The sequence below is a fragment of the Myxococcus sp. CA040A genome, assembly GCF_013336725.1.
Lineage (GTDB): Bacteria > Myxococcota > Myxococcia > Myxococcales > Myxococcaceae > Myxococcus > Myxococcus llanfairpwllgwyngyllgogerychwyrndrobwllllantysiliogogogochensis.
The window spans coordinates 181,417-196,316 of sequence record NZ_JABUMR010000011.1 but is presented as its reverse complement, the minus strand read 5'-3'; the positions used below and the strand labels follow the sequence as shown (position 1 = coordinate 196,316).

Sequence of the window (14,900 nt, the reverse complement as noted above, 5' to 3'; positions counted from 1 at the left end):
AGGGGCCCGCGCGACGCGGGGACATGCTCACCACGCGGTGTGGCGGTAGTCCTTGAAGAAGTTGCCCCACGAGAACTGGCCGGTGTTCTCCGAGAAGATGACCGGGTCCACGATGCGGGCCGCGCCGTCGATGATGTCCAGGGGCGGCTGGAAGTCGAGGTCCACCACCTTGCGCTCCGAGAACAACACCGGGTCCTCGTCGGTGACCCAGCCCGTGTCCACCGCGTTCATGTAGATGCGGTCCTTGGCGTAGTCCGCCGCGGACGTCAGCGTCATCATGTTCAGCGCGGCCTTCGCCATGTTGGTGTGGGGGTGCCGGTCCGTCTTCGTCCCGCGCGAGAAGCTGCCCTCCATCGCCGACACGTTGACGATGTGGCCCGCCGAGGAGCGGTCGCGCATCATCAGCGGCTTGAGCTTGCCGCAGAGGATGAAGGGCGCCACCGCGTTGATCAGGTGGACCTCCAGCATCTCCGCCGTCGGCACGTCCGCCAGCTTCATCCGCCACGAGTTCATGTTGCGCAGGTCCACCTGCTGCTCATCCGCGTCCAGCCGGCCCTGGGGGAAGAGGGCGCGCGTGTCCCCCTCCTGCTCCATCGCGTAGGGCAGGAGCGACAGCGCGGCGGACGAGTGGATGCCCAGCGCCGGGTCGCTGCTGCGCCAGGTCGTCGTGAGCGAGGAGGCGTCCACCGTGCCGCCGCTGCCGAGCATGGGCGTCACGGTCTCGATGCAGGCCCGGTGGCCCGCGAGCAGCGGACGCGCGGCCTCCGGCAGTTGTTCCAGGCGGAGTTGCTCTCCCTCGAGCAGGTGCGCGTAGAAGCCCGGAGGACGGCGGACCGTCTGCGCCGCGTTGTTGATGATGATGTCCAGCCGCTGGTGCGTCTGCTCCACGTACGTGGCGAACAGCTCCACGCTGGGCGCGTGCCGCAAGTCCAGCCCGTGGATGTGCAGCCGGTGGGACCAGTCCGCGAAGTCAGGCTCCAGCACGTAGCGCCGCGCCGCGTCCTGGGGGAAGCGCGTGGTGGCGATGACGGTGGCGCCCGAGCGCAGCAGCATCAGCGAGGCCTGGAAGCCAATCTTCACGCGCGCGCCGGTGATGAGCGCGACCTTGCCATCCAGGGAGGCGCGCTGGGTCCGCTTGGCGTAGTTGAAGTGCGCGCACTCCAGGCACATGGAGTCGTAGAAGAAGTGCAGTTGACGGAACTCCGCCTTGCACACGTAGCACTTGCGCGGCGTCTCCAGCAGCTGCCCCGGGTTCTCCTCGGGCGGGGGCGGCAGCATGGGCACGTTGAAGACGGGCGCCCGGCGCATCAGCCGGATGCGGGTGGACGCCCGGACCTCACGGTCCTTGGTCTCCTTCTCCTGCCGGCGCTCACGCCGCAGGGCCTTCTCCAGCCGCGTCTTCGCCCCACGGTCCGGGTGCACGAGGCGGCCAGCGGCGACCAGGAGGGCGAGCTTGTCCTCCTCGGGGAGCCGAGTGAGCAGGATGCGGTCCTCCGCCGCGGCCTCGAGGAGGCGGGTGCATCGACGGACGTCCTCCAACGAGAGCGAGGAGGGCGACGTGAGGTCGGTATCAGCGGGGAGTGCGGGCGACGAGGTCTCTGCGTCCTTCATTCCCGCGGTGAATATCCCGGAGGCGCCCGCGAAGAAAGGCCGGCGGTGGCGGAGGGCTCGGTAGGAGGGGAGGCGGCCGTGCTGTCCGGGGGAGGAGGGCCCCCGCCCTGGGACGGCCCGCCCGCGACCCAACGTCGGTCAGTGCCAGTTGACCCTGCCGCTGCCATTCACGCGGATGGAGCGCACGGAGGCGTCGCCCCACAGGTCCACGTCGCCCGACGCGTCCAGCGAGACATTCACGGTGCCGCCCTCGACGGTGGCGCTCGCATCGCCGGAGCCCTCGGAGACCAGGTCCAGGTCCACCGCGCGCAGCTCGCGGGCCTCCAGGTCACCACTGCCTTCCATCCGCACGCTCAGCCGCGAACTGGTGCCCTTCAGTTTCACCCGGCCGGAGCCCTCGCTGGCGACATGCACGTCGCTCGCGGCGCCCGTCCAGCTCAGTTCTCCGGAACCGGACAGGGAGAAGTCCGCCCGCTCCACGAGCACCGAGTCCGGCATGCACATCACCACCCGGCCGGAGCCCTCCACCTTCGCCTCCACCGTGCGGGCTCCGCCGCAGTAGCGCAGGCCGCCCGAGCCCGTCGACTCCAACCGCACGTGCTCCTCGGTCTGGCCGATGAAGCCCTCCACCGTCATCGAGCCGGAGCCTTCCAGCGTCGCGCCCACCAGCCGAGGCACCGTGATTTCCACCCGCGCGGTGCCCTTGGGGTGAAGGTTGCCGTCCGTCACGATGAAGAGGGACGCATCCGGACCCTTGAAGGTGCGCACGTTGTCCTGGAGGTTCGAGTCCAGCGTCACCGTGAGGGTGGCTGTCTCCCCTTCGCGCACCACCACGTCCAGGTTCCCTTCATGGGTCACCGACTGGAACGCCTCCACCTGGCGCTCCTCCGTGACGGTGTCTCCGTTGCCGTGTACGTCGAAGTCACTGCAGCCCGCGAGCCACCACGCCGTGAGTACACCCGCCGCCACGCGCTTCCACATGTCCTGCCTCCAGTGAAGGGGGCGCGCAGTCCAGGCGCGCTGTCCCTGGAACACCGGGGGCTCCGGAAACTGTCACTCGACCCGGACCTCGGGTGAGGGCAGTCGTGCCGAGGCCACCGCCAGGCACAGCGCCGCCACGACGAAGTAGTAGTAGTTGCAGAACGCTTGTTTGTTGAAGGCGAAGAAGGTGGCGTAGGTGAGGGCCGTGGCGGCGGCGAAGCCCGACGGCGACCGGGGCGCACGCCACAGACTCAGGCCCAGCACCAGGGCCACCGCGACGAACGGTATCCAGATGGGCGGAGGCGCATGGCCCCGGGCGACCCACGCGGCCAGGTAGCTCAGCGACTCCGTGCGAAACGGCTGGTGGATGTGCAGCGCCACCACGCTGTGGAAGAACGCCTTCACGTCCGGCAGCGCGAACGGAAGGCTCACGGCCAGCGCGGTGGCTCCCGCGCGCCAGAGCAGGCCCCAGAGCCGCCGGGGCTCGGGAACGAGCAGGAAGGCCAGCGGCACGAGGAACACCGTGTGCTGCTTCACGGCGAGCGTCAGCCCGAAGACGTAGGGGAGGGCCCGAGGAAAGCGGAAGGCACAGAAGACGCTCGCCGACAGCAGCATCACGAGGAACGGCTCCGTCCAGGACTGCTCCAGCACGAAGAAGCCGCGCGGCGTGAGCAGGTAGAGCGCGGCGGCTCCCGCGCCCAGTCGCCCGCCACGCGCATACGCCATCAAGCCCGCCGCCACCGCCGTGGCCACCAGTTGCGCGTAGCGCGGGTCGCCCGCGAGCACGCGGCCGAGCGTGGCGAACACCAGACTCAAGGGAGGATAGGGAAAGCCGAACAGCAGACGCCCGTCCCTCGCCAGTCCCTCTCCGTACCAGAGCGTATGCCCGTAGATGTTGGGGAACGTCATCGCGAACGGATTGCCGCCGCGCAGCAGCTCGTCCGCGCCCTGGAGCTGGAACACGAAGACGTCGATGTTCGGCGACGGGGCATGCCGGAGAATCCATCCCCCAAGCAGCAGATACACCCCCAGCAGCACGGGCACGCCCACCTGCCGCAGTCGCTCCGGCCCCGCCAGGAGCGCTCCCGACACGAGCGCCGCGGTGGCCAGGTGCGCATGGAAGGGCGCGAAGGGCCAGGGGCCGTTGAGCCGCAGCGCGGACGAAGGGTAGTCCGAGAGCAGGGCCTGGAGCTGCCACAGCAGCGCCACTCCCAGGAGCAACGCGAGCACCGGCTCCGCCCACCGCCAGGGACGACGAAAGCCCGGGCCGACCACCGCCAGCAGGCTCAGGCCCAGGCACTTCGTGAGGCCTTGAATCGAGTCCTCGCGGAGCGTGCCATTGGTGAGCTGGAGCGTCAGCGCGAGCACCGAGGCCGCCGCCAGGCAGAAGACGGGGAGCCGCCAGGGGTCAGCGAGAGGGAGCTGGGGGAGCGACGGCGTGGACTCCATTGCGCGCCTTATACCCCACGCGCCTGGAGCCGAATCCCCTTTGCGTTCGCCGCGGGGGCGGGGCGGTCAGCCGCAACGCGGCAGGTGGATGCTGAAGGTCGTTCCGCCCGCCAGGGTGGAGGTCACCTCGATGCGGCCTCCGTGCGCCCGGGCAATCTGGTCCACGATGAAGAGGCCCAGGCCGACGCTGCGCCGCTCCACTCCGGCCTCCGTGCCGCGTCGCATGGGCTCGAAGAGGGTGGGAATCACGTCCATGGGAATGGGCGGTCCGGCGTTGTTCACCCGAAGCACCAGCTCCAGGGGGCTGCCCTCGCTCAGCACCTGGATGCGGGCGTTCGGCGGGCTGTACTGCACGGCGTTGGAGAGCAGGTTGTGAATCACCTGGGCGATGCGGTCCGAGTCCAGGGCGCCCTGCCCATCGCCGCGCGTCTCGACCTCCAGCACCCGCTCCGGCATGACGGCCCGCACCTCGTCCACCGCCTGCTGGGTCAGCTCATGCAGGTCCATGACCTGGCGCTTGACGGGCATCACCTGACCCATGCGCGCCTGGGTGAAGTCGAGCAGGTCCAGGATGAGTCGCTGCGCGCGGTCCGCCGAGTCCACGATGCGGCGGATGGCCTTGCGCGCCCGCTCGTCCAGGTCCGTGCGTCGCACCAGCGTGGACGCGGAGAGGAGGATGGCGTTGAGCGGATTGCGGAGGTCATGGCTGACGATGCCAATCAGTTGCTCGCGCAGGACGGCTGCTTCCTTCGCGCTGAAGAGCTGCGCGTCCCTGCGCTCCAACTCGTCCTGGTTCTCGAGCTGATGGCCGATGAGCTCCCCGAGGTGACGGAAGACCTCGAGCTTGTCTTCGGTGAGCAGGGCCGGGTTGGCGTCCAGCGCGCACATGACGCCGAAGAAGGAGCCATCCCTGCGGTACACGGGCACGGCGATGTAGCTCTCCACGCCGTAGAGCCTGGGCGCGGGGTGGTTGGCGAAGCGGGGGTCCTCGCTCGCGTGATTGACGAGCAGCGGCGTCGCGGAGACGCGGACCGTGTTGCAGAAGGTCGTCGTGATGGCCAGCGTGTCGCCCGGATTGAGGCCGAAGTTCATCTCGTCCAGCACGGCGCAACACCGCCACTCCTGGGCGGTGACGCGGGCGACGACGGCCAGCCGCAAACCCGTGGTCTGCAAGAGCACCCGGAGCACCGTCTTCACGGCGTCGATGCGCGCGATGGCCTGGACGTCCGCGGTGAAGCCGACGGGCAGGGCCGCGGAGTCGACCGGCGGCGGGCGGGCTGGTGCGCTTTCAAAGGCGGCCATGGGAGCTGGAACAGTGGCCTGGTCGCTCATCATTTCACCCCTTGATGCCCTTCTGATGGCCTCGGGGCCCTGAGCGCTCGCGTGCGGGCCACACGGCGCTTGCCGGGGTGCTGGCGCGGCGGAGGGGCTTGCGGGCGAAGTGTGGAGTTCCGTGCCCTGGGGGCGGATTTGGCGCGGGGTGGGGCAACCCCGGAGGCCCGCCCAGGGAGCGAGCGAGTAGAATCCGCGCTGTCGGCACGGAGCCAGGGGGGGCAGATGGCACGAGTGCGAACACCTCCAGGGGGCGGCCATGCGTGAGTCCCCGTCGACGTCGGAGCTGCTGCGCCAACTGGCCGGGACGACGAGCGAGGGCACTGGTGAAGGTGTCGCGCGGCTGCGTGCGCGGGCGGACCTGGTCGACGCGGCTCGGGAGGCCCTCGCGGGGGGACAGGAGCGGGAGAAGGTCCTGGCGCTGCTCGCGATGCAGGGACTGGATGCGCGCGGAGCGCAAGACCTCCTGCTCTCGGCGATGGGCGATGCCTCCGCGCGCGTCCGGGCGATGGCGGCGCGGGGACTGGCCCTGGCGCCACGACAGGTGGCCTGGAGTCACCTGGTCACCGCGCTGGCGGATGCGGACAGCGCGGTGCAACGACAGGCCATGGAGGCACTGGCGCGACTCGACGTCTCCGAAACGGGAGCGCTGCTGGGCGCGCGCTTCGGTTCCGCGACGGAGTCGGAGCGGCTGAACATGCTCGATGTCGCCAGGGAACAGGAGGCACACACCTGGCTGGCCCTGGCGCGGCAGGGGCTCGTGGACGCGGCGCCCTCCGTCCGAGCCGCGGCGGTCGCGGCGATGGCGACGGTGGAGGACCCGTCCGCGGACCGCGTGCTCGTGGAGGCGCTCCAGGACGTGGATGAGCAGGTGCGCCTGTCGGCCGTCGAGGCCCTCACCCCGCGCACCTCCCTTCCCACCACGCCGCTGCTGCCGCTGCTCGCGGATGCGTCGCCCACGGTGCGGATGCGGACGGTCCACGCGCTGCTTCGTCGAGGAACCTCGGAGGGCTGCGAGCAACTGGTGCGCCTGCTGGATGATCCGCTTCCCCCACTGCGCGAATTGGCCATTCTCGCGCTCGGCCAGCTCGGCTGCGGCGCGGCGACCTCCCGGCTGGTCGACGAAGCCCGCCGCGCATCCGACGCGGAGGAGCGTGCCGCGCTCGTCACCGCGCTCGGGCGTCTGGGCGGAGGCGAGGTGGAGCCCGTCATCCAGGAGGCACTCGGGGACACGTCCGCGCCCGTGCGTGCGGCGGCGGTGGTGGCGTGGCCTCGCGTCGTCGGACTGGCGCGGGCGCTCGCCCCGCTGCGGGGACTGTTGCGTGCCGACCCGGACTGGCAGGTGCGCTCCCAGGCCGTGCTCGCGCTCACGGGCGCGGCTTCCGAGGCGGACGAGGACCTGTCCCTGGCCCTCACCCGCGACGTGGACCCGAGGGTCCGCACGGCGGCGGCGCGGGTGCTCGCGGACAGGGAGGGAGAGGTCGCGGAGCGGGCCCTGGTGAAGGCGCTCTCGGACCCGGAGCCCGAGGTCCGGTTGAAGGCGGCGCGCTCGCTGGGGCGACGGCTGGCGGTGGAGGCCCATCCCGTGTTGTCCGCGCTGGAGGGCTCGGAGCCGCGCCGCGATGTCCGGGCGGAGGTCCGACTGGCGCTCTCACGTCTGGAGCGGGCGCGCACGGGTGGCGATGAAGAGTCACCTCCGGAGCGCGAGCTGTATGACCCGGCGGGGCAGGGGGTGGCCTTCGCCACGTGGCTGAGAGACCCTGACTGGTACCCCGTCTCGGACCGCCTGGTGTTCTACCGGGAAGGGGCGCTGGAGAGCATCGACCTGGATGAGCACGTCCAGGTCCATGACTACTCCGTCGATGTCGGCCACCTGCGACTGCGACGCGAGGGGGCGCCAGACTTGCTGACCGCGTTCCAGGTGGAGCGCACGACCTGGCCGACCCCGGAGCAAGGCGACCAGCCCTGCTACCGACTGGAGCTGCACACCGACGTGCTCACCAGCACCGGCCAACCCCGGGTCTTCTATTGCTTCGACGTCCGCTAGAGTCACCGCGTTGCCCGCCCCGTCCTTCGTCTCCGAGGCTTCATGCGCCACGCGACTCTCGTGCTCGTCCTCCTGCTGGCTTCCGCGTGCCGATGCACCGAATCCGTGCGCAGCGAAACCGTGGGCTCCGCGGTCGTCACCCACGTGCGGAGCTGCGAGGCACTCGACTGGGAGAACAACTCCTGCCGGACGGACTCCGTCATGGCGGTGGGGAAGGTGCGCATCACGGAGGTGAACTCCGTCTCCGCGAGTCCCTCCCAGACACGCGCGCTGGTGAGCCTGCGAAACGGCACGGCCGTCCTCGTCGACACCCGGTCCGGAGAGAGTCTCAGCCGCTTCCCCGTCTTCGCCTCGGCGCAGGAGTGGTGTGGTGACTCGGCGCTGATCGTCACGTATGCCCTGGCGAACTTTGGCGTGACGGAGGGCTACAAGGGCACCACCCTGGAGCTGGTGTGGTTCGAGAGCGACACGGAGGTCCGCCGTGCCGTGGTCCACAAGGGCCTGCGCCCCGTGCCCCGCGTCCTGTGCGGGCCCGCTCACACGCTGGCATTCGCGTTGGAGGGCGAGAAGCGGGAGGACCCGCCGGAGCTCTACCGCTGGAGCGAGCGCGAGGGACTCCAGCTCGTGGAGACCTGGCCCGGGCCCCTCGATGAGGGGGGACCGCCGGCCCTCGTCCTCTCCTGGGCCTCCTCGGGACGGCCCTCCTGGTGCGCGCTCCAGCCGCCGTATTCCCAGAACCGCTGCGTTCCGCCCGCGCGCTGACCCGCACGGTGCGCAGCGGGTCGCCCCCTGGTGGAAAAATGACCCCACCCCCGAAGACTTGAACGCGACCCCGTTCTCCCGCCGCAGGCCATCGGAAACCGGGAGACCGCATGAAGACCAGGTCGCTGTTCGCCGCGCTGGGGTGTCTGTCCTTGGGCACCGTGGGGTGTAGCTCCGAGGCGCCTCCTGCCCAGAGCTGGGAGGTGGGCTCGGGGCTTCGGCTGGATGACGACAGCGTCGTCAGCGTCGCGTACGGCTCGGGTCCTGGCACGGTGGTGGAGGGCAATGACCCCCGGCTCGCTGACGCGCGCGCGCCCCTGCCCGGCAATGGGAGCTACATCCAGAACGGGACGCAGGCCCAGGACGCGTCGCTGTCCCTGTCGGGCGTGGCCACCGCGAAGTCCGGCCTGTTCGTCGACGCGGCGGCGGGAGTCGGCGCGCCCGTGCCCCTGCTGCGCGTCGTGAACACGAGCACGGGCACGCCTGTCTGGGACGCGTTGCCCCTCTTCACAGTGGATTCGGGAGGTGGGTTGCTGGCGCGCGGAGAGCTGGGCTACGGCAAGGTCCCGATGAGCGGCGCGGGGATGCGGCTGATGTGGTCCCCCTTTCGCTCCGCGTTTCGCGCGGGTTATGCGGATGACGAATGGAATGAAGCCAACCTGGGGTTCTATTCCTGGGCGGGAGGGGTGAAGACCCGGGCGAGCGGCTTTGCCGGCTTCGCCTTCGGCGATGGGTGCCTGTCGAGCGGCACGGGGGCGGTGTGCTTCGGCTCGCAGAACCAGTCGACTGGCAGCGTGAGCTTCGCGAGTGGCGCGAACTCCATCGCGAGTGGCTTCGGCTCCGTGGCCATGGGCTACACCAACACCGCGACGGGCCAGGGCTCCATCGCGGTGGGATATCGCGTCACGGCCGACGCGGACTACAGCACGGCCCTGGGGCAGCGGGCGTCGTCGGGCGGCTTCTCGGGCTCGTTCATCTGGGGAGACCAGTCGACCACCGCCTTCGTCAGCAACACCGGGGCGAACCAGTTCATGGTGCGCGCGGCGGGCGGCGTCTTTCTGCGGACCAACGCCACGTTGACCACGGGCTGCAATCTTCCGGCGGGCTCCGGCGTGTTCAGCTGCACGTCGGACCGCCACCAGAAGGAGGACTTCCGCCGCATCGACGGAGAGCAGCTCCTGGCGAAGGTGGCGCGGCTCCCCGTGGAGAGCTGGCGCTACAAGGAGGAGGCCTCGGGCGTGCGTCACCTGGGGCCGGTGGCGCAGGACTTCCGGGCGGCCTTCGGACTGGGAGTCGATGACACCAGCATCGGCATGCTCGACATCGACGGCGTCAACATGGCCGCCATCCAGGCGCTGGAGCGACGCACCCGCGAGCTTCACGTGCGGGACGCCGAGGTCGACGCGCTGAAGGCGGAGCTGGCGGAGCTGAAGCGCGGCGTGGCCGAGTTGAAGGCCGCGATGTCTCGCGACCGCTGATGGGGCTGGAGCGGGCCCGCCGGCAACCCCCGCGTCACATGTCCGTCGTGTCAGAAGACGACGGTCCAACCGGGGCGACGGACCTGCTCCTTCACGTACGAGACGCCGTCCACCTTCAGCCCCTGGGCATCGAGCAGGTTGATGGAGCCGCCCTGGTTGGTGAGCTCCACGGGCTTCTGGACGCGCAGCACGCGGGTTGCGCCGGGGGCCAGGTCTCCACTCAAGGTCTGCTGGTGTTTCTTCCGGTCCGCGAGCACCCAGCCGGAGAGGGACACCGGTGCGGGTGACGTGTTGAGGAGGGTGACGGTCTCCTGCTCGGGCGCGTGGGTGTCGTTGACGAGCGCGGCGATGATGCGCACCAGGCCGTCATGCTGTTCGGGCACGGGCGTGGTGAGGGCATGTCCCGTGCGGTCGTCGGTGTGCCAGACCTGGGACTGGAACTTGAGGAAGATGCCCACCCACTGCTCGGGCTCCGCGAAGTGGAGGAGCACGCCGCCGTCCTGCCACACGCCATCCTGGCTCGCGAAGGAGGAGTGGTTGCCCTGGTTCATGTGGATGTCGTGGATGCCGCGTCCGGGGCTGAAGCCGAAGTACTTGTCCTTCGCGCTCTCCGGTCCCCACGTTTCGCCGAAGGCGTAGACGGTGGCCTGCTCGTCCGCCATGGCGCGCTGGAAGAAGTGGTCCAGCTTCTCGTTCAAGTCGTTGTCCGGCCCCGGCACGTTGGGCGACAGCGCCTTCATGAGCGAGCGGTCGAAGAAGTTGCCCCGGATGTAGTCGAGCGCGCGTCCGCCACCTCCTCCAGGCAGGGCCGTGAAGCCGAGCGGCAGGGCCTTGAGGGCGTCGGTGGATGGATGCCGGAAGTTCTCGTCGACCAGGTACTCCAGGTCCGACGGCGGCAGCTTGGAGCTGACGTTGATGGCGATGCGGTGGTCCGCGTCCTGGTCGACGAGGCGGACCTGATAGTGGGGGCTGGGACCGGAGCCCAGCCGTCGCGCGATGGCGGAGCCCTTCAGCACTCCGTAGTTCTTGAGCGGCATGCGTGATTCCTCCTCCCGGGGAAGAGGCGTCACGCGCCGGATGTCTCGCGGCCCGTGTCGAGGGCCGCCCGGAGCCCGTACCGACACGGGCCCGCCTGGACGCCGGGCTCCTCGCGGCGGGGGCTACGGCAGCACGGCGCGAGGCCCCTTGTGAGGCTTCGCGGGGGCCTCCACCGTGCGCAGCGGCGCCGCGTCGCCGTGGGCATCACGGCGATACACGGTGATGGTGCCCGAGCGGGCGTTGGCCACCCACAGCTCCTCGCCCGCCGCATCCAGGGAGACACCCGTCGGCTGGTCCAGCTCCGTGGCCTTGCCGTGAAGCAGCCGCAGCGGCTTCACGTTCTCCTTGCCCGCGAGCAGCGCCTCCACCGAGTACACGGCCACCGCGTCCGCCCCGTAGTCCGCGACGAAGAGCTCCTGGTGGGTGACATCGAGCGCCAGGCCCGAGGCGCGGTTGAGCTTGAGTTGCTCCCCCGTCCACCGGGCGAGCGGCGCCGTGTCGCCTTCCGCCGCCATGTCGAACAGGGAGAGGAAGGCTCCCCGGCCCGTCTTGCTCGCCGCCGTCAGCCCCGTCACCTGCGCCTTGCCGGAGCCCGCCACGAAGAGGCGGTGTTGCTTCACGTCCAGCGCCAGTCCCAGCGGGCCGGACAGCCCCGTCTTCCTTCCGGAGAGCACGCGCGCGGACTGGAACTCGCCCTTGTCATCGCGGCGGAAGACGGCCACCGAGTCCCCGCCGCCGTTGGCCACGTAGAGCTCGTCGCGGGCCGGGTCCAACACCAGCGCCGTGGGCTGCTCCACGCCCTCGCGCAGCGTTCCCACCGTGCGAGTCGCCTCCTGCTCCGCCAGACTGAAGCGCACCACGGCGCTGGCGCTCGTGTCCGCCACCAGCAGCTCCTGGTGCTTCGCGTCTCTCGCCAGTCCCCAGGGCTGCTCCAGGCCCGACGTGAAGCGGGACTCCAGGGTGGAGGCGGGCAGCACCTGACTTCCACCCTGGCCCGGGAAGGGGCTGGGCGGTGAGCCGGCGAAGCACTGAATCCAGAACCACAGCTCGAAGTCGCCGCCCTGTCTGCCGTCGCCCCGGTTGGGATAGCCGATGGCGAAGCGCCGCTGGAGCGACTGGGAAATCACCTCGCCATCCAGGACGCGGAAGCCGTCGCGCGAGTGGATGAAGCCCCCCTGGACCCGCAGCTTCGCGAGCATCCGGGCGTTGTTGAAGTTGTCGATGTTGTACGAGCGCAGCAGGTCCATCCACCGGTAGGACTCCAGGAGGGGGACCCAGACGATGTCCGTGCCGAAGATGCGCGCCTCGCCCCTCATGTGGAAGGTCTGGTGACCCACGAAGCCCGGAGCGCGGCCCATCTGCTGCGTCCAGTAGGTCACGTCCGGGGTCGTCAACGGATAGACGACATCCAGTGACAGGGTGACGACCGGCGGCGGCAGGGGCAGGGGCGCGCCCGAGGGAGCCAGAAAGGGCGCGAGCTCCTCCGTGCAGATGATGCGAATCCCCTGACGGAAGAGGCCGAAGGGGTCGAACCCGAGCAGCCCATCGTTCTCCAGCACGAACTGGGGATTGGCGGCCAGCTCCACCCGGGCCACGTGGACGGAGCCCTCTTCACCACTTTCCAGGCCGGGGCGTGCGCTGAACACGATGGGCGGAAGCCGGGTCGGCTGCTGAGCGTCCTCGACGAGCACCGCCGTCACCTGCTGGGCTTCCGCACGGGAGATGACCCAGCGCACCGCCGCGATGCCTTGCGCGTCGGTGCGGATGAGCAACGACGGACCCTCCAGCGCTCCGTCCAGGGAGCGCAGGCGGGCTCCGTCCTGGGGCTGGACCAGGCGGAAGTGGACGATGGCGTTGGCGACCGGGTTCTCTCCGGTCATCACCGCGACGATGAGCGGCGTGGGCAGCACATCCCCTGAGTGGGCCTGCTGACCATCTCCACCGAGGTACAGGAACGTGCGCTGTCGGCACAGCGTGTCCAGCGCCTCCTGCACCGTGTCCGCGCTGAACAGCGTCTGGCACCCTCCGGGCTGGTAGGCGACCCGGTCGGCGCGGCTCAGGCGCGCGGTGAAGACCAGGGGCAGGTGGACCTCGCGGAGGTTGCCGCCGCCGTCCGCCACGAGCAGCCGCGCCTCCACCTGTTGCGTGGCGTCGTTCTGGTTCGGCAGCCACTCCACCTGGGCGATGCCGTCCGCGTCGGTGGGGACGATGATGCTCTCCGTCCAGGGGTTGCCCGAGCCCGCGAGGCGCACGCCGTTGTACTCCCCCCGGGCGTCGCCCAGCACCCGGAAGCGCACCGTCTGGTTCGCCGCGCGGCGCTGGTGACGGGCCACGCCCACCCGCAGCGGGCGCGGGAGCACTTCACCGGGCATGGCCTCCTGCCCGTCGCCCCCTTCGTACGTGAGCACCAGCTGCCGGCTCAGCGTGTCGAGCGCCTCCTGGACGGTGTGCGTCTCGTTGAGGATTTCCTGGGCCGTGTCCGGGGCGTACGCCACCTTCGAGGCGACGCTGAGGCTGGCGCTGTAGCGCAGCGGCGCGTGGACCTCCTCGTTGCCATGGTCCAGCAGCCGCGCCTCCACCACCTGGCTGTGCCGGGGGTGGTCCACCGTCTGCCACCCGTCGATTTGCGGCGTCCACCAGGCCTCGGCGATGCCGCTGACGTCGGTGTAGACGACGATGGTGGTGCCGGTGTTCGCCGGCCTGCTCACGTCCTCCAGCGTGCCGTTGCCCTCGGACGTGACGACACTGAACTGGACGCGCGCGCCCTCCACGGGAATCCGCCCGTTGAACACTCCGGCGCGCAGCGGACGTGCGAGCCGTGCCGGAGGAGCGGGCGTCCTCGTGGGCATCACCTCCTGGCCATCGCCTCCGGCGTACACCAGCGTCTTGTGCTCGGTGAGCGGGGCGAACAGCTTGCGGCAGTCATGCACCGTCCAGCCGAGGTTCGTGCGCTCCATCACCGCGAGCGCGCAGTAGTGGTGCCGGATGCCGTGCGCGGACTCGAACGTCGGGACGCCCGCGCGCCGCGGCCAGAGCACGGTGCGCGTCACCGTGCGCGCGGGGATGAGCCAGTAGTCGCCCGTGCGGTAGTGGCCCGCGGTGAAGCGCACCTGCACGCCGCTCTCCAGCGGAATCCAGCCGCTGTCAGGGCTGGTCGGGTCGGCGGCCGGAATGACCTCCACCGTTCCCGTGGTGCCCACCGTGTCCCAGCCGCGCACCGTGAGCGCGCCGGAGGGCAGGGTGACAGGCCACGTCGCCGTGTCGATGGTGATGCGATTGCCCGTGACGGCCTCCACCCGGACCAGCTCTCCGGGTTCGCCGCGCAGCACGCGCGACTCGTTCGTCAGCTCCAGCCACTGGTTCGGCTGGAAGCGCCGGTAGCCGTCCTTGCCCGGCTCGGCCACCACGAGGAGGCGGTCGTCGACGTCCACCGACTCGACGCGGGTGTAGAGGATGCCGTTGTCGCGAGACCACTTGAAGGTGGCCCGGCCGCCGCTCGTGTTGGCCCGGTGGACCTCCACCCGATAGAGCTGGTTCTCCAAGCGGCGGTAGCCCGCCTCCGCCGCGACGATGCACGGGTTGTCGCTGACCTGCTCGGGCTCGCCGCGCGCCGCCAGCGTGCCGGTGCTCGTCAGCTCCGCCGGCGTCCACTCGGGGGTGCCGAAGGTGTGGCACGGCACCGCCTCCACCGGCCCGGAGGCCTGGTCGCCCGTCAGCGGATACAGCCGCGCCTGCCACACGGTGCGGGTGCGCGTGGCGGTGTCCGGTCCGCCCAGCGCCACCTCGCGCAGCTCCGTGTCCTCCAGCGCGGTGACGTGGCGCCGCCACACGTCCAGGAACGCCAGGTAGCGCCCGTTCACTTCGGGCAGCGGCACGCCGGGCAGGTCCGGCTGCGCGCCCAGGGCCTGCTCTTGCTCGTTCTCACAGAGGATGCCGTCCACGTAGTAGTGGCCGCGGCGGACCAGCAACTGCCCCTCTATCAGGACGACGGCGAACCCCGTCTGGTCCGCGGGCGTGCCCGGCTCCTGGGGCGTGCCGCTGGAGCCGATGATGTCCCGCCAGGTCGTCTCGTCCAGATACCGCTGGATGTCGACGTGCTCGTTCCAGTCGGCGTCGAGCTGGACGCGGCCCTGCTGCATCCGCACGCCGGAGTAGTGCTTCGCGGGCCGGAAGGTGTTCCGGCTGAAATCACCCTTCATGGC

General features: G+C 70.4%; 9 protein-coding genes. 3 read left to right on the top strand and 6 right to left on the bottom strand.

Annotated features, from left to right (window positions below):
* Window positions 1-27 precede the first annotated feature (27 nt).
* The 4 genes from HUA75_RS39290 to HUA75_RS39275 form a co-directional block, all read right to left on the bottom strand.
* Complete coding sequence (locus HUA75_RS39290; protein WP_141646443.1) at window positions 28-1,611, bottom strand: SDR family NAD(P)-dependent oxidoreductase; 1,584 nt, start codon at window positions 1,609-1,611, stop codon at window positions 28-30.
* Window positions 1,612-1,749: 138 nt separating this feature from the next.
* Window positions 1,750-2,592 carry a GIN domain-containing protein gene (locus HUA75_RS39285; protein ID WP_174478748.1) on the bottom strand — a complete coding sequence of 281 codons (843 nt, stop codon included), beginning with the start codon at window positions 2,590-2,592 and terminating at the stop codon, window positions 1,750-1,752.
* Between the two features lie 72 nt (window positions 2,593-2,664).
* Window positions 2,665-4,041, bottom strand: coding sequence for a hypothetical protein (locus HUA75_RS39280; RefSeq protein ID WP_174489379.1), 1,377 nt, complete (start codon window positions 4,039-4,041; stop codon window positions 2,665-2,667).
* A 66-nt stretch (window positions 4,042-4,107) separates the two neighbouring features.
* A complete protein-coding gene (locus HUA75_RS39275; RefSeq protein WP_174489378.1) occupies window positions 4,108-5,343 on the bottom strand; it encodes a GAF domain-containing sensor histidine kinase in 1,236 nt (411 codons plus the stop codon).
* A gap of 289 nt (window positions 5,344-5,632) precedes the next feature.
* Between HUA75_RS39275 and HUA75_RS39270 the strand changes: the two genes are divergently transcribed.
* The 3 genes from HUA75_RS39270 (at window position 5,633) to HUA75_RS39260 (ending at window position 9,660) form a co-directional block, all read left to right on the top strand.
* Entirely contained in the window at window positions 5,633-7,420 is a 1,788-nt protein-coding gene (locus HUA75_RS39270; RefSeq protein WP_174489377.1) for a HEAT repeat domain-containing protein, read from the top strand.
* Between the two features lie 42 nt (window positions 7,421-7,462).
* Window positions 7,463-8,182, top strand: a complete 720-nt coding sequence (locus HUA75_RS39265) for a hypothetical protein (protein WP_174459145.1) — start codon at window positions 7,463-7,465, stop codon at window positions 8,180-8,182.
* A 110-nt stretch (window positions 8,183-8,292) separates the two neighbouring features.
* Window positions 8,293-9,660, top strand: coding sequence for a tail fiber domain-containing protein (locus HUA75_RS39260; protein ID WP_174465899.1), 1,368 nt, complete (start codon window positions 8,293-8,295; stop codon window positions 9,658-9,660).
* Between the two features lie 50 nt (window positions 9,661-9,710).
* On the opposite strand, the gene HUA75_RS39255 is transcribed toward HUA75_RS39260, so the two are convergent.
* Both HUA75_RS39255 and HUA75_RS39250 read right to left on the bottom strand, forming a co-directional pair.
* Window positions 9,711-10,697, bottom strand: a complete 987-nt coding sequence (locus HUA75_RS39255) for a DUF2278 family protein (protein WP_141646209.1) — start codon at window positions 10,695-10,697, stop codon at window positions 9,711-9,713.
* A gap of 123 nt (window positions 10,698-10,820) precedes the next feature.
* Window positions 10,821-14,897: a DUF6519 domain-containing protein gene (locus HUA75_RS39250; protein ID WP_174489376.1), complete on the bottom strand. Its 4,077-nt coding sequence runs from the start codon at window positions 14,895-14,897 to the stop codon at window positions 10,821-10,823.
* Window positions 14,898-14,900 lie beyond the last annotated feature (3 nt).